Origin of the sequence: uncultured Abiotrophia sp., assembly GCF_963520105.1 — a bacterium.
Lineage (GTDB): Bacteria > Bacillota > Bacilli > Lactobacillales > Aerococcaceae > Abiotrophia.
In genome coordinates this window covers 623,473-640,911 of sequence record NZ_CAUQPN010000001.1, presented here as the reverse complement: position 1 = coordinate 640,911, position 17,439 = coordinate 623,473, and the positions used below count along the sequence as shown (strand labels likewise).

The 17,439-nt window shown below is 44.5% G+C and carries 15 protein-coding genes; 13 read left to right on the top strand and 2 right to left on the bottom strand.

What is annotated here, in order from left to right; translation table 11 throughout:
- Positions 1-22: 22 nt before the first annotated feature.
- From dnaK to RWO08_RS02930, 9 genes are all read left to right on the top strand, one after another.
- Positions 23-1,855: a molecular chaperone DnaK gene (gene dnaK, locus RWO08_RS02970; RefSeq protein ID WP_291454649.1), complete on the top strand. Its 1,833-nt coding sequence runs from the start codon at positions 23-25 to the stop codon at positions 1,853-1,855.
- Between the two features lie 98 nt (positions 1,856-1,953).
- Entirely contained in the window at positions 1,954-3,111 is a 1,158-nt protein-coding gene (gene dnaJ, locus RWO08_RS02965) for a molecular chaperone DnaJ (RefSeq protein WP_314211200.1), read from the top strand.
- Positions 3,112-3,270: 159 nt separating this feature from the next.
- A complete protein-coding gene (gene lepA / locus RWO08_RS02960; protein WP_023392150.1) occupies positions 3,271-5,103 on the top strand; it encodes a translation elongation factor 4 in 1,833 nt (610 codons plus the stop codon).
- Positions 5,104-5,255: 152 nt separating this feature from the next.
- On the top strand, positions 5,256-6,317 hold the full coding sequence (locus tag RWO08_RS02955; RefSeq protein WP_070755607.1) for a zinc-dependent alcohol dehydrogenase family protein: 1,062 nt from the start codon (positions 5,256-5,258) through the stop codon (positions 6,315-6,317).
- A gap of 85 nt (positions 6,318-6,402) precedes the next feature.
- Complete coding sequence (locus tag RWO08_RS02950; RefSeq protein WP_291427901.1) at positions 6,403-7,152, top strand: NAD-dependent protein deacylase; 750 nt, start codon at positions 6,403-6,405, stop codon at positions 7,150-7,152.
- A 63-nt stretch (positions 7,153-7,215) separates the two neighbouring features.
- On the top strand, positions 7,216-8,757 hold the full coding sequence (locus tag RWO08_RS02945) for an ABC-F family ATP-binding cassette domain-containing protein (RefSeq protein ID WP_291427903.1): 1,542 nt from the start codon (positions 7,216-7,218) through the stop codon (positions 8,755-8,757).
- A gap of 395 nt (positions 8,758-9,152) precedes the next feature.
- Positions 9,153-11,789, top strand: coding sequence for a bifunctional acetaldehyde-CoA/alcohol dehydrogenase (gene adhE / locus RWO08_RS02940; protein WP_070755604.1), 2,637 nt, complete (start codon positions 9,153-9,155; stop codon positions 11,787-11,789).
- Positions 11,790-11,908: 119 nt separating this feature from the next.
- A complete protein-coding gene (gene msrA / locus RWO08_RS02935; RefSeq protein WP_314211199.1) occupies positions 11,909-12,430 on the top strand; it encodes a peptide-methionine (S)-S-oxide reductase MsrA in 522 nt (173 codons plus the stop codon).
- 4 nt (positions 12,431-12,434) lie between these two features.
- Complete coding sequence (locus RWO08_RS02930; protein ID WP_314211198.1) at positions 12,435-12,884, top strand: GNAT family N-acetyltransferase; 450 nt, start codon at positions 12,435-12,437, stop codon at positions 12,882-12,884.
- Positions 12,885-12,933: 49 nt separating this feature from the next.
- Here RWO08_RS02930 and RWO08_RS02925 read toward each other — a convergent pair whose 3' ends face one another.
- Both RWO08_RS02925 and RWO08_RS02920 read right to left on the bottom strand, forming a co-directional pair.
- Complete coding sequence (locus RWO08_RS02925) at positions 12,934-13,788, bottom strand: helix-turn-helix transcriptional regulator (RefSeq protein WP_314211197.1); 855 nt, start codon at positions 13,786-13,788, stop codon at positions 12,934-12,936.
- A gap of 73 nt (positions 13,789-13,861) precedes the next feature.
- The gene (locus tag RWO08_RS02920) at positions 13,862-14,248 is read right to left on the bottom strand and encodes an iron-sulfur cluster biosynthesis family protein (protein ID WP_314211196.1); all 387 of its coding nucleotides are present in this window, start codon (positions 14,246-14,248) and stop codon (positions 13,862-13,864) included.
- Between the two features lie 593 nt (positions 14,249-14,841).
- Here RWO08_RS02920 and RWO08_RS02915 point away from each other — a divergent pair.
- The 4 genes from RWO08_RS02915 to RWO08_RS02900 all read left to right on the top strand — a co-directional run bounded on the left by RWO08_RS02915 (position 14,842) and on the right by RWO08_RS02900 (position 17,432).
- A complete protein-coding gene (locus RWO08_RS02915) occupies positions 14,842-15,630 on the top strand; it encodes an AAA family ATPase (RefSeq protein WP_314062182.1) in 789 nt (262 codons plus the stop codon).
- Complete coding sequence (locus tag RWO08_RS02910; protein WP_314062180.1) at positions 15,623-16,465, top strand: ParB/RepB/Spo0J family partition protein; 843 nt, start codon at positions 15,623-15,625, stop codon at positions 16,463-16,465. The genes RWO08_RS02915 and RWO08_RS02910 overlap by 8 nt, the downstream gene beginning before the upstream one ends.
- A gap of 248 nt (positions 16,466-16,713) precedes the next feature.
- A complete protein-coding gene (locus RWO08_RS02905) occupies positions 16,714-17,139 on the top strand; it encodes a hypothetical protein (protein ID WP_314211195.1) in 426 nt (141 codons plus the stop codon).
- The gene (locus RWO08_RS02900; protein WP_314211194.1) at positions 17,136-17,432 is read left to right on the top strand and encodes a hypothetical protein; all 297 of its coding nucleotides are present in this window, start codon (positions 17,136-17,138) and stop codon (positions 17,430-17,432) included. Before RWO08_RS02905 ends, RWO08_RS02900 begins: the two co-directional genes overlap by 4 nt.
- Positions 17,433-17,439: the final 7 nt, after the last annotated feature.

Here is a 17,439-nt window from a genome sequence, read left to right as displayed (position 1 = left end):
TAAAAGAAAAGAGGAAACTATTATGGCAAAAATTATTGGTATTGACTTAGGGACTACAAACTCTGCCGTATCTGTCTTAGAAGGCGGCGAAGCAAAAATTATCCCAAACCCAGAAGGCAACCGTACCACTCCATCTGTTGTGGCTTTCAAAAATGGTGAAATCCAAGTAGGGGAAGTAGCTAAGCGTCAAGCCGTTACCAACCCATCAACCGTAAGTTCTATCAAGCGTCACATGGGTGACGGCAGCTACAAGGTCCACATGGATGGTAAAGACTACACACCACAAGAAATCTCTGCTATGATTCTGCAATACTTGAAGTCTTATGCAGAAGACTACTTAGGTGAGAAGGTTGATAAGGCCGTTATCACGGTACCTGCTTACTTCAACGACGCACAACGTCAAGCTACCAAAGATGCTGGTAAAATTGCTGGTTTAGAAGTTGAACGTATTGTCAACGAACCAACAGCCGCTGCTTTGGCCTATGGTTTAGACAAGACTGACAAAGAAGAAAAAGTCCTGGTCTTCGACTTAGGGGGCGGTACCTTCGACGTATCCATCCTAGAGTTAGGTGATGGCGTCTTCGACGTATTGTCAACTTCAGGGGACAACCACTTAGGTGGGGACGACTTCGACCAAAAGATCATGGATTACTTAGTTGCTGAATTTAAGAAAGAACATGGTGTAGACCTTTCTAAAGATAAGATGGCCCTCCAACGTCTTAAAGACGCTGCGGAAAAAGCTAAGAAGGACTTATCTGGTGTGTCTACTACCCAAATCAGCTTACCATTTATCACTGCGTCAGCTGAAGGTCCACTTCACTTGGAATTAACCTTGACTCGTGCTAAGTTCGAAGAATTAACACACGATTTAGTAGAACGTACTAAACAACCTGTTCGTCAAGCCCTCAAAGATGCTGGCTTATCTCAATCCGATATCGACGAAGTCATCTTGGTTGGTGGTTCTACTCGTATTCCAGCCGTTGTAGAAGCGGTTCGTAAGGAAACTGGCAAAGAACCTAACAAATCTGTTAACCCTGACGAAGTAGTGGCGATGGGTGCTGCTATTCAAGGTGGGGTTATCTCCGGTGACGTGAAAGACATCGTCCTCTTAGACGTAACACCATTGTCATTAGGGATTGAAACCATGGGTGGCGTCTTCACTAAGTTGATTGACCGCAACACGACCATCCCAACTAGCAAGTCACAAGTCTTCTCAACAGCAGCTGACAACCAACCTGCGGTAGACGTACACGTCCTCCAAGGGGAACGTCAAATGGCGGCTGACAACAAGACCCTCGGTCGCTTCCAATTGACCGATATTCCACCTGCACCACGTGGTATCCCACAAATCGAAGTTACCTTTGACATCGACAAGAACGGGATTGTTAACGTAAGTGCTAAGGACTTAGGGACTGGTAAAGAACAAACCATCACCATCAAGTCTAGCTCAGGTCTAACTGACGAAGAAATCGACCGCATGGTCAAAGACGCGGAAGCTAACGCTGAAGCCGACAAGAAACGTCGTGAAGAAGCTGACCTCCGTAACGAAGTAGACCAATTAGTCTTCCAAACTGACAAAGTTTTAGCTGACCTTAAAGACAAGGTTTCTGAAGAAGAAGTTAAGAAGGCTGAAGCAGCTCGTGACGAACTCAAGGCAGCCATCGAAGCTAATGATTTAGATCAAATGAAGGCTAAACGTGACGCCCTCAATGAAATCGTCCAAAACTTAACTGTTAAACTCTATGAGCAAGCCGCAGCCCAAGCACAAGCAGCTCAAGGTGATGGGCAAGCTCAAGCTGATACAAATGCCGCTGGCGATGACGTTGTAGACGCTGAGTTCGAAGAAATCGACTAATATAAGAGGTAAGGAACAACGCCAGAGCTTGTCTTTGGCGTTTCCTTTCTAATCTAACTGTGTCATAAGCCCTAGGGCTTGAAAAAAGGAGTGGGAAAATGGCAGATAAACGTGATTACTACGACGTCCTAGGGGTCTCTCGAGACGCTAGTGACGCCGAAATCAAGAAAGCCTATCGTAAACTATCCAAACAATATCACCCAGACATTAACAAGGAAGCAGACGCAGCCGATAAATTTAAGGAAATTACCGAAGCTTACGAGGTCCTAAGTGACGCTGATAAGCGCTCTATGTACGACCAATATGGTCACGCAGCCACCGACGGCTCCTATGGTGCCGGTGGTTTCGGTGGTGGCGGTTTTGGTGGCTTCAGCGGTGGAGGATTTAGTGGCTTTGAAGATATCTTCGAGTCCTTCTTCGGTGGCGGTATGGGCGGCGCCGGTTCCGCAAGAGCCAATGCAGCACGTCGGGGTGATGATCTCCAATACCGGGTTAAACTCAAATTCGAGGAAGCCATTTTTGGTAAGGAAGTCACCATCACCTATAATCGTAAGCAAGAATGTCATACCTGTCATGGTTCAGGTGCCAAGGAAGGGACCGAACCCGTAACCTGTCACAAGTGTCATGGTTCTGGGGTGATCAATGTTCAACGTAATACCCCATTTGGCGCCATGATGTCTCAGGCAACCTGTGATGTCTGTCACGGGACTGGTAAAGAAATCAAGGAAAAATGTACGACCTGTCACGGTGCTGGGACAGAAACCCAACAGCATTCGGTCAAAGTCACGGTCCCTGCAGGGGTAGAGGACAACCAACAAATGCGGGTGTCTGGTCAAGGTGAAGCTGGAACCAATGGCGGTCCATACGGCGACCTCTATGTGGTCTTCCAGGTCGAAGACAGTGATATCTTTGAACGTGAAGGTACCGAAATCTTCTACGAACTGCCTATCAGCTTTAGCCAGGCAGCCCTAGGGGATGAAGTCAAGGTACCAACTGTTCATGGTAACGTTAAACTTAAAATCCCGGCAGGTACCCAAACTGGTACCACCTTCCGACTACGTGAGAAGGGAGCACCAAGCCTTCGCGGTGGCCGCAATGGGGATCAACACGTGTCCGTAAAAGTCGTGACACCTAAGCGATTAACAGATCGCCAAAAGGATCTCTTCAAGCAACTGGCTGAATCTAGCGGTGAATCTGTCAAGGGTCATGAAGGTGGCTTCTTCGATAAGATGAAGGATATGTTTGAAGGCAAATAAGTCTAAAGGCTGGAATCTTCCAGCCTTTTTTCTTCTTAATTTTAGTTAGCATCCCTGGCTTAGCCCTAGTCTTAGAGCCAAAAATTTGGTACAATAGACCAGTGTATTAGTGCCAGATGGCACTCCTATCTAGATAAATTTGTACGAAAGAGGAAGCCTATGAATCCACAAGAATTACAAGCACTCCGAGCCCGCCAGGAGAAAATACGCAACTTCTCCATTATTGCCCATATCGACCACGGTAAGTCCACTCTGGCTGACCGTATTCTGCAATTGACAGAGACGGTTTCAGACCGGGAAATGCAGGACCAACTCTTGGACTCCATGGACTTGGAGCGGGAGCGAGGCATTACCATTAAACTTAACGCTGTTGAACTGACCTATAAGGCTCAGGATGGGGAAGAGTATATCTTCCACCTAATTGATACCCCAGGGCACGTGGACTTTACCTATGAGGTATCACGTTCACTGGCAGCCTGTGAAGGAGCCATTTTGGTCGTCGATGCCGCCCAGGGGATTGAAGCTCAGACTCTGGCCAACGTTTATTTGGCTTTAGATAACGACTTAGAAATTCTGCCGGTCATTAACAAGATTGACTTACCAGCCGCTGATCCTGAGCGTGTTCAGGTTGAAATTGAAGATGTCATTGGCATTGACGCAAGTGAGGCCGTTTTCGCCTCAGCTAAATCCGGGATTGGGATTGACCAAATCCTGGAGCAAATTGTCCACAAGGTACCGGCCCCTCCAGGTGACTTAGAAGCGCCACTACAAGCCTTGATTTTCGACTCTGTCTACGATTCCTATCGCGGTGTTGTCTTGAATATCCGGGTCATTAACGGTGTCGTGAAACCTGGCGACAAGATTCGTTTGATGTCCAACGGCAAAGAATTCGATGTAGTGGAAGTCGGGGTCTTCAGTCCTAAGCCAGTCCAACGCGACTATCTCATGGTAGGGGATGTGGGCTATATCACGGCTTCCATTAAGACCATTCAAGATACGCGAGTAGGGGATACCATTACCTTGGCCAACAATCCGGCCCAAGAACCCCTAGACGGCTACCGTAAGCTTAATCCCATGGTCTATTGCGGTCTCTATCCAGTCGAGTCTAACGACTATAATGATTTGCGGGATGCCTTGGAAAAACTCCAACTCAATGACGCGGCCTTACAATTTGAGCCTGAAACTTCGCAAGCCCTAGGCTTTGGCTTCCGTACGGGTTTCTTAGGCTTGCTGCACATGGACGTTATTCAGGAACGTCTGGAACGTGAGTTCGACATCAACCTCATAACCACGGCGCCTTCGGTTATTTACAAGGTCAAAAAGACCAATGGCGAGGAAATCATCGTGGATAACCCGTCCGCTATGCCAGACCAAACCGTCATCGATGAAATCTACGAGCCCTACGTTAAGGCCTCCATTATGGTGCCTAATGAATATGTTGGCGCAGTCATGGACATCGGCCAACGTAAGCGGGGTAACTTCATTACCATGGATTATCTGGATGATTACCGGGTCAATGTGGTCTATGAGTTACCATTGTCAGAAATCATCTATGACTTCTTCGATAAGCTCAAATCCAATACCAAAGGCTATGCATCCCTTGACTACGAATTAATTGGCTACAAACCATCTAACCTAGTTAAGATGGATATCCTGCTCAATGGCGACCTGATTGACGCCTTCTCCATGATTGTCCACAAGGACTTTGCTTACGGTCGTGGCCGTGAATTAGTAGAAAAACTTCGTGGCATCATCCCACGACAACTCTTCGAAGTGCCTGTTCAGGCTGCTATCGGTAATAAGATTCTAGCGCGTACCACCATTAAGGCCCTACGTAAAGACGTAACAGCTAAACTCTACGGCGGGGACGTCAGCCGTCGTAAGAAGCTCCTCGAGAAACAAAAAGAGGGGAAAAAGCGGATGAAACAAATTGGGACGGTGGAAGTCCCACAAGAAGCCTTCATGGCTGTCCTACAAATGGACGAAGATTAATATCTATCAAGCTCCCAGCCACTATGGTGGGAGTTTTTTTTGTATAAACAGAAGGTCAAAATAATTAAGTAATCGCTTGCAATCATCTAAGAAAAGGTTTACAATATAAGTGTAGTATATTTCACAAATTTCACAATAAGGAGGAGTCTACTATGAAAGCATACACCTATGTTGAACCTGGCCTAGCCAAGTTCGTTGACAAGCCAAAGCCTGTCATCTTGAAGCCAACGGATGCAATTGTTCGTATGCTTAAAACGACCATCTGTGGGACAGACCTACACATCATCAAGGGTGACGTGCCAGCTGTCCAAAATGGGACGATTTTAGGACACGAGGGGATTGCGGTTGTCGAAGAAGTTGGATCCAGCGTGACTAACTTCAAGCCTGGCGATAAAGTCATTGTTTCTTGCGTCTGCTCCTGCGGTAAGTGTTATTACTGTAAGAAGGGGATTTATGCCCACTGTGAAGACGAGGGTGGTTGGATTTTCGGCCACTTAATCGACGGCACACAGGCTGAATATCTCCGGGTTCCACATGCAGACAATACCCTCTATAACCCACCAGCAGGCCTTAGCGATGAAGCCCTGGTTATGATTTCAGATATTCTACCAACGGGTTATGAAATTGGGGTCCTCAAAGGTCGGGTAGAGCCAGGTTGTAATGTGGCCATTATTGGTTCTGGACCAGTTGGTTTGGGCTCACTCTTAACCGCTCAGTTCTATTCTCCTGCTAAGATTATCATGGTGGATATTGATGATCACCGCCTAGATACCGCCCTCAAGTTCGGCGCTACCCATAAGGTTAATAATTCCGATACTGACAGAGCCATCAAGGAAATCTTTGACTTAACGGATGGTCGTGGGGTTGACGTGGCCATTGAAGCGGTTGGGATTCCAGCATCCTTTGACTTCTGCCAAAAGATTATTGCGGTTGATGGCCGTATTGCTAACGCGGGTGTCCATGGGGTTCCTGTGCAATTCGACTTAGATAGACTCTGGATTCGCAATATTACCGTAACAACTGGCTTAGTATCAACTAATACCACACCACAACTACTGCAAGCCCTAGAAGCTCAGAAGATTCACCCTGAAGAGCTCGTTACCCACTACTTCAAATTGTCTCAAATCGAAGAGGCTTATGACGTCTTCCGCGATGCTTCTAAGAATAATGCCATTAAGGTCCTGATTGAAAATGACCTTAGCCCACAAAGCTAGGCTAAGAAGGATCGCTTTTACTATAAGTGACGGGGCCTCTGGCTCGGTCACTTTTTATGTCAAAAAGAAGTTAGGAGGGAAGCCTATGCAAGAAGACATTCAAGCTCTACAAACCATTATTAATAATAGCCAGCACCTGGTATTTTTCGGTGGGGCAGGCGTCTCAACCGAATCGGGTATCCCTGATTTTCGCAGTGCCCAAGGCGTTTATAGTCAAGATTTAGGTAGAAACTTTTCAGCCGAACAACTGATTAGTCATAGCATGTATCGTAAATATCCCCAGCTTTTCTATGATTTTTACCGTAAGCATTTGATTTATCCTCATGCTAAGCCAAATGCTGCCCATATCTTTCTAGCACAGTTAGAGGCCAGTGGCCACTTGGACGCTGTCATTACCCAGAATATTGACACCCTACATGAAGCCGCTGGTAGTCAATGCGTTCTTAAACTACATGGGACGGTTGACCGAAATATTTGTCAGGAATGTGGCAGAGTCTATGACCTTAAGATCTTTCTTGACGCTTATGATAGTCAGGGCATCCCGCGCTGTCCCCATTGTGGCGGCGTGCTTAAACCAGACGTCACCCTCTACGAAGAATCACTTAATATGGAGGTTTTCGACCAGGCTATCTCAGCCATTCAGCAAGCCGATACCTTGATTGTAGGAGGCACTTCTTTAGTCGTCTATCCGGCTGCAGGTCTACTGCAATATTTTAAGGGCAAACATTTGGTGGTCATCAATAAGCAGGCCATCCCTCAGGATGACTGGGCTGACTTAGTCATTCATGCCCCTATTGGGCAAGTTTTCAGTCAATTAGTGCTACCAGAGCAATAAACCCTATTCAAAGATGACAGAATAGACTATAATAGGAAGGAACTGTCAATTTGGAGGAAAGACATGAGTATCTTAAGCGTATCAAATCTTACCCATGGATTCGGCGATCGGGCCATCTTCGAAGATGTCTCCTTCCGCCTACTCAAAGGGGAACATATCGGCCTAATTGGGGCCAATGGTGAAGGAAAATCAACCTTCATGAACATTGTAACAGGTAAGCAATTGCCAGATGAAGGCAAGGTAGAGTGGGCCAAGTATGTTACAACTGGCTACCTAGACCAACACAGCGTCCTTAAGCCTGGTCAAACCATTCGCGATGTCTTGCGCATGGCCTTCGATGATTTATTTGCCATTGAAGCGCGCATTGGCGAGGCCTATGAAGAGATGGCGACCGCTGATGACCAAACCATGGCAGACCTATTAGAGGAAGTAGGGGAGCTACAAGAACGCCTGGAAGTCCACGATTTCTATACCTTGGATGCTAAAATCGAAGAAGTGGCTCGTGCCCTAGGTATTACCGCCTTTGGTTTAGACACAGACGTCACCTCACTGAGTGGGGGACAGCGGACCAAGGTCTTATTGGCTAAGTTACTCTTAGAAAAGCCCGACATCTTGCTCTTGGACGAGCCGACCAACTACTTGGATGCCGAACATATCGAGTGGCTTAAACGTTACTTGCAAAACTACGAAAATGCCTTTATCTTAATTTCCCATGATATTCCATTCCTTAATAGTGTCATTAACATTATCTATCATGTGGAAAACCTCAAGCTCAGCCGTTATGTTGGCGACTATGAGAACTTCCAAGCGGTCCACGCCATGAAGCGTGCCCAGCTAGAAGCGGCCTATGAACGCCAACAGAAGGAAATAGCGGACCTCAAGGACTTCGTCAATCGTAACAAGGCCAGAGTAGCAACGCGCAATATGGCCATGTCCCGTCAGAAGAAATTAGATAAGATGGAAGTCATTGAGCTACAAGGCGAGAAACCTAAGCCAAAATTTGACTTCCAGTCTGCACGGACCCCTGGCCGTTTCATCTTTGAAGCTAATCAGTTAGAAATTGGTTATAGCCAGCCACTAACCAAGCCGTTGGACCTAGTCTTTGAACGTAACCAGAAGGTTGCCATTATCGGTGCCAACGGGATTGGTAAGACCACTTTACTCAAGAGCCTCATGGGGCTTATTCCGGCCTTAGCTGGCCAAGTAGAGCAGGGAGATTACTTAGAAATTGGTTACTTCGAACAAGAAGTTGCTTCAGGTAACCGTCAGACGCCACTAGAAGCTGTATGGAATGCTTTCCCAGCTATGAACCAGGCTGAAGTACGCGCTGCCTTAGCACGTTGTGGCCTGACTTCTAAGCACATTGAAAGCCAAATTCAAGTTTTAAGCGGGGGAGAGCAGGCCAAGGTCCGTCTTTGCCTACTTATGAATGCTCCGCATAATGTCTTGATCTTGGACGAGCCGACCAACCACTTGGACGTTGATGCCAAGGAAGAATTGGCTCGTGCCCTCAAAGAATACAAGGGCAGTATCCTCATGGTTTGCCACGAACCTGAATTTTATCAAGGTTGGGTCGACCAAATTTGGGACTTCAACCAATTTTAACAAGCCAAAGCCAAAGTTTGTTCACTTTGGCTTTTTTTCATGTCTTAATGCCGATATATCAAGATTATTTTATAAACTCATTTTCACAAAGTGTTTGTGAATCTAAAAAACGAATAGAGAATATATAATATATTATATATATAACTCGAGTATTTTATTTAAAATGATAAGGTTTTCTATTCACATAAGCATTTAGTTAAAATACTGATAGGTCAATATTTGTAAACGTTTTGAAAATAACCTTCACATTGTGCCTTGTTTTCATACATGCTCATTTACAAAAAAAGACCGGCAATATAAAATTTTTATCGTTTGAACTTGAACAAGTGCTTTACTTTTTGAAAACAAAAGCGTATGATGAAGATGTAAATAAAAAGAACTTAGGAGGAACATCCATGGTTGAAAAAGAAGATAAGAAGTTAGAGGCTCAAGCCCATGTTGATGAGCTTGTCCAAAAAGGCTTAGTCGCTCTTGACGAGTTCCGTCTCTTAGACCAAGAACAAGTAGACTACATTGTGGCTAAAGCCTCAGTTGCAGCCTTAGACCAACACGGGGTCTTGGCTAAACACGCGCTAGACGAAACGGGTCGTGGGGTATTCGAAGATAAAGCAACTAAAAACCTCTTCGCCTGCGAGCACGTGGTTAACAACATGCGTCACACCAAAACAGTTGGCATCATCTCAGAAGACGATGTGACTGGTTTAACCTTGATTGCTGAACCTGTAGGGGTTGTAGCTGGGATTACCCCAACCACCAACCCAACTTCTACCGCGATTTTCAAATCTTTGATTTCATTGAAGACGCGTAACCCAATCGTCTTTGCCTTCCACCCATCTGCACAAGAATCTTCTGCTCACGCAGCCAAAGTGGTTTACGATGCGGCAGTAGCAGCAGGGGCACCTAAGAACTGTATCCAATGGATTACTTTACCATCGATGGAAGCAACTTCCGCGCTTATGAATCACCCAGGGATCGCAACAATCTTAGCAACTGGTGGTAACGCCATGGTTCGTGCCGCTTACTCATGCGGTAAGCCTGCTTTAGGGGTAGGGGCTGGTAACGTACCTGCTTACGTAGAAAAAACAGCTAACATCCAACAAGCTGCACACGACATTATCATGTCTAAGTCTTTCGACAACGGGATGGTCTGTGCTTCAGAGCAAGCTGCCATCGTGGATAAAGAAGTTTACGATGAATTCAAGAAAGAACTTGAGTCTTACCATGTATACTTCGTTAACAAGAAAGAAAAAGCCTTGTTAGAAAACTACTGCTTCGGCGTAAAAGCCAACAGCAAGAACTGCGCAGAAGGTAAATTGAACGCTGATATCGTCGGTAAACCAGCTGCTTGGATTGCTGAACAAGCTGGCTTCAGCGTACCTGAAGGCACTAATATCCTAGCTGCCGAAGTGGCTGAAGTAGGTCCAAAAGAACCATTAACTCGCGAGAAACTTTCTCCAATCATTGCTGTATTGAAATCAGAAAATACGGAAGATGGGATTGCTAAGTCTCGTCAAATGGTTGAATTCCATGGTTTGGGTCACTCTGCTGCTATCCATACACGTAACGAGCAACTGGCTAAAGACTTTGGTCGTGAAGTTAAGGCAATTCGTGTTATCTGGAACGCACCATCTACTTTCGGGGGGATTGGTGACGTATATAACGCCTTCTTGCCTTCCTTAACCTTGGGTTGTGGGACTTATGGTCGCAACTCTGTCGGCAACAACGTCAGCGCCGTTAACTTGTTAAACATCAAAAAAGTGGGGAGACGTAGAAATAATATGCAATGGTTTAAAGTACCTTCAAAAATCTACTTCGAACGTGACTCCATCCAATATCTGCAAAAGATGAAGGATGTAGAGAAAGTTATGATTGTGACGGACGATGCCATGTTCAAATTAGGTTTTGTTCACCGTGTCATCGAACAACTCTCCCTCCGTCCTAAGAAAGTTACCTACACCATCTTCTCAGATGTTGAACCAGATCCAGATATTACAACGGTTGAACGCGGGGCAGCCCTCATGCGTGAATTCCAACCAGATACCATCATCGCTCTAGGTGGGGGGTCTGTAATGGACGCGGCTAAAGTAATGTGGATGTTCTACGAACAACCTCAAGTTGACTTCCGTGACTTAGTACAGAAATTCATGGATATCCGTAAACGTGCCTTCCGCTTCCCAGAATTAGGTAAAAAGGCTAAGTACGTTGGGATTCCAACCACTTCTGGTACCGGGTCTGAAGTAACACCATTTGCCGTTATCTCTGATAAGAAGAATAACCGTAAATACCCATTGGCTGACTACTCCTTGACCCCAACCATCGCCATCGTGGACCCAGCCTTTGTCTTGACAGTTCCTGCATCCGTTACTGCTGATACTGGTATGGACGTCTTGACTCACGCAGTGGAAGCTTATACTTCTACCTTGGCTAACGACTATACAGATGGTTTGGCTCTCCAAGCAATCAAGTTAGTCTTCGAAAACTTGGAAAGCTCTGTTAAGAATGCTGACTTTGAGTCACGTGAGAAGATGCATAACGCCTCGACCATGGCAGGTATGGCCTTTGCTAACGCCTTCTTAGGGATGTCTCACTCTATGGCTCATAAGATTGGTGGTTTCTTCCACACAGTTCACGGCCGTACCAACGCTATCCTCTTGCCATACGTTATCCGTTACAATGGGACTCGTCCAGCTAAGGCTGCAACTTGGCCAAAATACAACTACTACAAGGCCGATGTTAAATTCCAAGACATTGCTAAGATGTTAGGCTTGCCAGCATCAACACCTGAAGAAGCAGTTGATGCTTTAGCAAAAGCAGTCTATGACCTAGGTGTTCGTGTCGGAATCGACATGAGTATTAAGGGTCAAGGCGTGGATGAGAAAGAATACATGGACACAGTTGAAGAGATTGCTTACTTAGCATACGAAGACCAATGTTCACCAGCTAACCCTCGCTTACCTATGGTAGCTGACATGGTGGAAATCCTCCAAGACGCTTACTATGGTTACAAGGAACGTCCAGGACGTATCAAATAATAGCAAGTAGCTAACTATTCTAGCACCAGGTGCCTGGCACTTGGTGCTTTTTTGAGGACGTCTATTTTGGGCTTATGTTATAATAGAAGTATCAAGAGTCGAGAGAGAGGGGTATAACGATGACAGAAACACTTTATTTAGCAGGAGGCTGCTTTTGGGGCATGGAAGGCTATTACAAGCGCCTGACAGGTGTGGTGGATACGGAAGTTGGCTATGCCAACGGCAACAGCCCACGGGCCAGCTACCAAGGCCTTAAAAGCTCAGATCATGCAGAAACTCTAGCCATTCATTATGATCCTAACCAGGTCGATTTGGCGACTTTAATTAGCCATTTCTTCCGTGTTATTGATCCTTTTAGCCTCAATAAACAGGGCGGTGACGTTGGTCGTCAATACCGCACAGGAATCTACACCACCAGTGCCAGTCAAGAAGCGGCTGTTAAGGCCCTAGTGGCTACTTTTGAGCAAAGAGCAGGGCGGCCAACGGCTGTTGAAGTGGTGCCTTTGGCTCATTTTGTGCCAGCTGAAGACTATCACCAAGATTACCTAGATAAACATCCTAGTGGCTACTGTCACATCAAACTGGCCTGGGCCGATCAAGCCTTATCGCCAGCTGAAAATTTAGCAAGTCAAGAAGGGTGATAAGATGACCAGAACTATTGAAATTCGACCAGCCCAAGTTGAAGATGCGGCAGCCCTTCAAAAGCTAGCCAGCCAAGAATTAGGCTATGATTATCCCCTAGAAGCCTGCCAGAAACGCCTACAGGCTCTCTTGGCGGACGACCAGCAGATTCTTCTAGTGGCTTGCATTCAAGAAGCGCCTAAACAGGTCTTGGGCATTGTCCACGCTAGCTACTATTATTCCTTTTATGGCGATCCCGCCTATAATGTCATGGCGCTAGCGGTCGATCAGGCCTATCATCACCAAGGAATAGGTCGGCTTTTGATGCAAGCTTTGGAGGCCCAAGCTATTTCAAAGGGCATCCACCACATTCGCCTCAATTCTGGTAGCCATCGCACTGGGGCACACGCCTTTTATCAGTCTATTGGCTATGATTGTTACAAAACCCAAAAAGCCTTCAGTAAAAACCTATGACTACAAAAAAATCCCATTATATCATATATGATATAATGGGATTTTTGCTTTAGATATGAGATTGGAATTGCTTAATACGCGCCAGCAACTGACTATTGCCATTAAATTTAGCAAAGGCCAAAGCGTCTGCACTATATTGCTTGATTTGGTCCGCTTCTAAGCCCTGCGCTTCCGCATTCTGAGCAAGTCGGAAATAGAGTCGATCCACGTAATGGGATACTGCAGCTTGGCTAGAAAGATTAATGCCATGTAGCAAGAGGCGATCAGACTGGTCATATTCCTGGGCTGTCGCATAGAAATTAGCTGAATGCAAAACAATATTAAGTATACGCCATAATTCCTGGCTATTAGCCGGTTCATAATCTAGCAGCCCGTCTTGAGCTTTCTCAAAGTAGTGATGGGCACGTTCGGATTCACCTGCATTGGCATAGGCTAGTCCTAAGCCAGCTGCAGCTAAAGAACTGTAGAGTGGCTCGAAATCAGCATGTAAATCGGTCATTAATTGATTTAAGTAGAAAAAACTATCATTGATTGAAGCTTTGGCCAAGGCAGCCAAAAAGCCCTTAAGGTAAAGATAGCGTTTCTTGAGCGAAAGGGGACTGACATGCTTGGCATCCACAGCAGCTAATTCCTGATTGGCCAACTTATAATCAGCTCTTACAAAGGCATTTTCAGCCGCTTCAATATGTTGATAAAGTTTAGTCGATTGGACATCTTGACGTGGGAAGAGCTCGCCTAAACTCATATCTAATCGTTGACACAAATCCAGTAAAATCTTAACAGAAGGAACTTGACCTTGATTTTCAAAACGACTCAGGGTGGCTTGGGTACAGATTCCTTGGCACAATTCAGACTGTGAAATTCCTAATGACTTGCGCCGTTGAATAAATAACTGAATATCCATAGAGGAAACCTCCTAAATATTGCGCTTATAAGTGACTCTATTATAGCATGATAGTGGCCACTTGTCATCGTTTTCACGAAGCCGGCAGGGCAAGAACTAAAGGTAATTTGGGTGTAATCTGACCTGCATCACTTGATAAGGTCAAGGCTGGATAAGCCGGATCAAAGCCAATCTTATGTTGGTGATCAAACATCATGTCATAGAGAGGATTGAGATAGATGGGCTCAAAATTAGTCTCAAACTTGCTTGAATAGAGGTCAAATGGCACTTTGGGGTCATTGTCGGCTACTATGAGCAGACGATACTTGCCCATAACATTACAGTGACAGCCAACTGGGTCGTCATTATAAGGACTATTGCCATCCACATAATCCATAAGGATGCGGTAAGATTTGCTATCATGCTGAGACAGCGCTTGTTGGATAAAGTCGATTGCTTGATTGATAAATTCAAAATTCATATTAGAAATCCTTTCTAGTGGAAGGGAGATGGGTCAGCAGAGACCTAGATATTTTCAGATATCCATGAGTTAACATAATATACACTCTCTCAAAGGCAAAAACCTTTGCAGGCACTCATTGATTAATCGAGCAACTACAAAGGCTTTCACGAAAAACTGCAAATAGAAGTTTACCACAAAAACCGGTAAACTTCTATTTCTTTTATATTACAAATAACCAACAAGGAGATGGTATTTATGATTAAAGAAAGGGCACTGAAGGTCAGCAGTACAGATAACATTACACCTCTTGCCAAATTGGCAAGAGGTAATTGCCTATAATGATGGTAAATTGCCCGATATAGTGGAGGGAAATTAATGACTTTGCAGAAATACTTATTGTGGATAGCAGTAATTCTACTACTTTTACTGTTTTTCCCAAGCTTGTATCTGTGGTGGAAGACAAGAAAGAAAGAAGATTTGAAAGTATTACTTTTTGTGATTCCTTACGTCATATTAGCGTTGTTGCTTCTGATACACGAATATGTTTGTAAATGACGCTCAACCTCTTGCCAAATTGGCAAGATGTATTACTTTAAAAAGGAGTTGGTACTATGAAACAGGGAAGAGTAATTTCAATTGCAAATCAAAAAGGTGGAGTGGGTAAGACCGCCACTGCCATGAATTTGGCAGCAGCACTTGCTAAAAAAGGGTATAAGGTTTTATTGATTGATTTAGACCCACAACACAACCTAAGTAACTATCTAGACTGCCGGGACTTTTCACTAACAATCGCCGAAGCTTTCTTGATGGAGCTAGAAGGCGACGAAAGTTATGTAGACCGACTAGTTAGAAATCACTCAGATAATTTGGATTATATTCCAACATCTCTGAACCTATCAGTAATTGATATGAAACTTGTCGTCGCTAGCGCACGCGAGTATTACCTAAGCGAAATTTTGGAAAAAATCAATGCTAGGGAAGTCTACGATTACATCATCGCAGACTCAATGCCTGCGTTAAATATCTTGCTGATCAACGCCTTAACAGCATCCGACTCCGTTATCGTACCTGTAGAAGCATCGCATGGTGCTTTCGAAGGCCTTGGACAATTATTTGCCCACATTGAAAATGTAAAACGGCGCCTGAACAAGGAACTTGAAGTAGAAGGTATCTTGTTTACAAAGGTGCCAAATAACAACCTAGCCAAAGAAATCCGAGAACGTCTTTTGGAAAATTACCCTGGGTTGCTGCTAAAGGCAGAGATTAAAGAGCTAGTAGAGGCGCGCAAGTCATACGCGGATCGTGTTCCTTTAAACGAAATGAAAAGGAGCAAATTAGCAGCTAACTATTCTGATTTAGCTGACGAAATCCTAGAGAAAGAAGGTATCTATCATGTTTAGAAATTTGACAACAGATGAATTCTTCTCTCCTGGTTCCGAAGCAAAACCAGAAATCAAGGAGATTGCTTTAACTAGACTTGACCCCTATCAAAACCAACCGTTCAAATTATACTCAGATAGCAAACTTAAAGAACTGGCTGAAGACATCAAGGTGAACGGACTATTAAATCCGATTATCGTACGACCATATGGAAAAGGTAGATATCAAATAATCGCCGGACACAACCGGGTAAATGCCTTTATTTCAAACGGCGAATCTATGATTCCTGCTATCATCAAAGAGATGGATGACCAAGCGGCAGCCATTGCTTTAGTTAACAGCAACTTAAATCAACGCCAGGAGATAACTCCTGGTGAAAAAGCCAAGGCGTACAAAATGCGTCATGATGCTATTAAATCCCAGGGCGTGAAAGGAGCAGGAAATTCTTTAGATAAGCTATCTGAGGAGTCTGCGGATTCTGGTAGGACTATCGCTCGTTATATTCGCGTAAACAACCTCATCCCAGGATTATTTGAACGATTCGATGAAGGGAAACTATCATTGTCGGTAGCGGAAAAATTGACAGTTTTAGAGCCAGAAGCTCAACAGTTGGTGGATGACTATTTGGAAGTCAGCAACAAGCGTTTAACAGACAAACTTGCCAAAAATATCTTGGAACAAAAGACACTTACGGGTGAGGGGCTGAAAAAAGCATTAGAGCATCCTTCAAAAGGAGTTCCCTCCACTGACTATGTAGGCCTCTATGCCGACTATAATCAGAGAAAAAAAGATGTGAATGAGGATGTGTTTCTTTCAGTTATCGAATTTCTAAAAGAAAAGGGTATTCTGAAGTAGCTTACCCTCAGTGAATTATTCACTTCAATAACATAATCTGCTATACTATCCGAAAGGAGTGATTCAAATGCCAACCATGACTCAGACTAAACTCAAATGCACCAAATGTGGTAGTGTATATCCAATGTGGCGAAACAGCGGGTGGCGTCACAAAGAAGATCATATTAAGCATTTGTATTGCTTCAAATGCCAAGAGACCACAGCCCATTCAGAGCAAACCGAATATTCAGAGTGGGAGGCTGCCAACGATGTTGTCAAGGACTAAAATTATCATTGGAAATATACTCGTTGCGTTATCTATTATCTCTGACATATTCAGAGGATTATTCATCTTCTTTGAATGGCTATGGATGGGGATAGGTGGATTAGCGATCATTATTTTATCCATCGCTTGTGTATTAGGTGGTTTCCGAGATAATTTCTGGAAGCTAGTTGTAGTAGCGGTTATAGTTATTGGCCCAATTATCCTTGCGAATAGCCTGAAGCAACTTGGATACACGCTAATAAAGAGTGGCTATAAGGATTTAGCTGAAAGAGAAGCGCAGATTCTAAATGGTTATTCTGAAGACAGAGCACTAACATCTCAGGCCTATAATCGATATCTTCAAAAATACTATCAAGCGTGTAAAAACCACAAGCTTGCAGCACAAGAGCACGAGGAGCGTTATAAATGACAGAATATACAAGACATTTTCAAATGCCTTCCATTCTTTTCGAACACGATACACATCAACGGCTGTCTACGACGGCCGTTGTCGTATATTCAGTATTATGGGATCTGCAACAGCATAGCCCAAACGAAGAGCTACAAGGTATTCTGGGAAAGAAAATTCCTAACTATTTGCGCATTACACCATATAAATATAAACGCGCACTACGTGAATTAATGGCAATCGGACTTTTAACACAACGGGGCAAAAAAGGAATCGACCTCTTTAAACTAAAATCGGTTGAGTCACTAGTATAGGAGGAAA

Bases quoted from the DNA above. Each gene is read 5' to 3' on its own strand.
- RWO08_RS02910 (WP_314062180.1), top strand. From the start codon at position 15,623: ATGTTTAGAAATTTGACAACAGATGAATTCTTCTCTCCTGGTTCCGAA.
- lepA (WP_023392150.1), top strand. From the start codon at position 3,271: ATGAATCCACAAGAATTACAAGCACTCCGAGCCCGCCAGGAGAAAATA.
- RWO08_RS02930 (WP_314211198.1), top strand. From the start codon at position 12,435: ATGACCAGAACTATTGAAATTCGACCAGCCCAAGTTGAAGATGCGGCA.
- adhE (WP_070755604.1), top strand. From the start codon at position 9,153: ATGGTTGAAAAAGAAGATAAGAAGTTAGAGGCTCAAGCCCATGTTGAT.
- dnaK (WP_291454649.1), top strand. From the start codon at position 23: ATGGCAAAAATTATTGGTATTGACTTAGGGACTACAAACTCTGCCGTA.
- msrA (WP_314211199.1), top strand. From the start codon at position 11,909: ATGACAGAAACACTTTATTTAGCAGGAGGCTGCTTTTGGGGCATGGAA.
- RWO08_RS02945 (WP_291427903.1), top strand. From the start codon at position 7,216: ATGAGTATCTTAAGCGTATCAAATCTTACCCATGGATTCGGCGATCGG.
- RWO08_RS02925 (WP_314211197.1), bottom strand. From the start codon at position 13,788: ATGGATATTCAGTTATTTATTCAACGGCGCAAGTCATTAGGAATTTCA.
- RWO08_RS02900 (WP_314211194.1), top strand. From the start codon at position 17,136: ATGACAGAATATACAAGACATTTTCAAATGCCTTCCATTCTTTTCGAA.
- RWO08_RS02915 (WP_314062182.1), top strand. From the start codon at position 14,842: ATGAAACAGGGAAGAGTAATTTCAATTGCAAATCAAAAAGGTGGAGTG.
- RWO08_RS02955 (WP_070755607.1), top strand. From the start codon at position 5,256: ATGAAAGCATACACCTATGTTGAACCTGGCCTAGCCAAGTTCGTTGAC.
- dnaJ (WP_314211200.1), top strand. From the start codon at position 1,954: ATGGCAGATAAACGTGATTACTACGACGTCCTAGGGGTCTCTCGAGAC.
- RWO08_RS02920 (WP_314211196.1), bottom strand. From the start codon at position 14,248: ATGAATTTTGAATTTATCAATCAAGCAATCGACTTTATCCAACAAGCG.
- RWO08_RS02950 (WP_291427901.1), top strand. From the start codon at position 6,403: ATGCAAGAAGACATTCAAGCTCTACAAACCATTATTAATAATAGCCAG.
- RWO08_RS02905 (WP_314211195.1), top strand. From the start codon at position 16,714: ATGTTGTCAAGGACTAAAATTATCATTGGAAATATACTCGTTGCGTTA.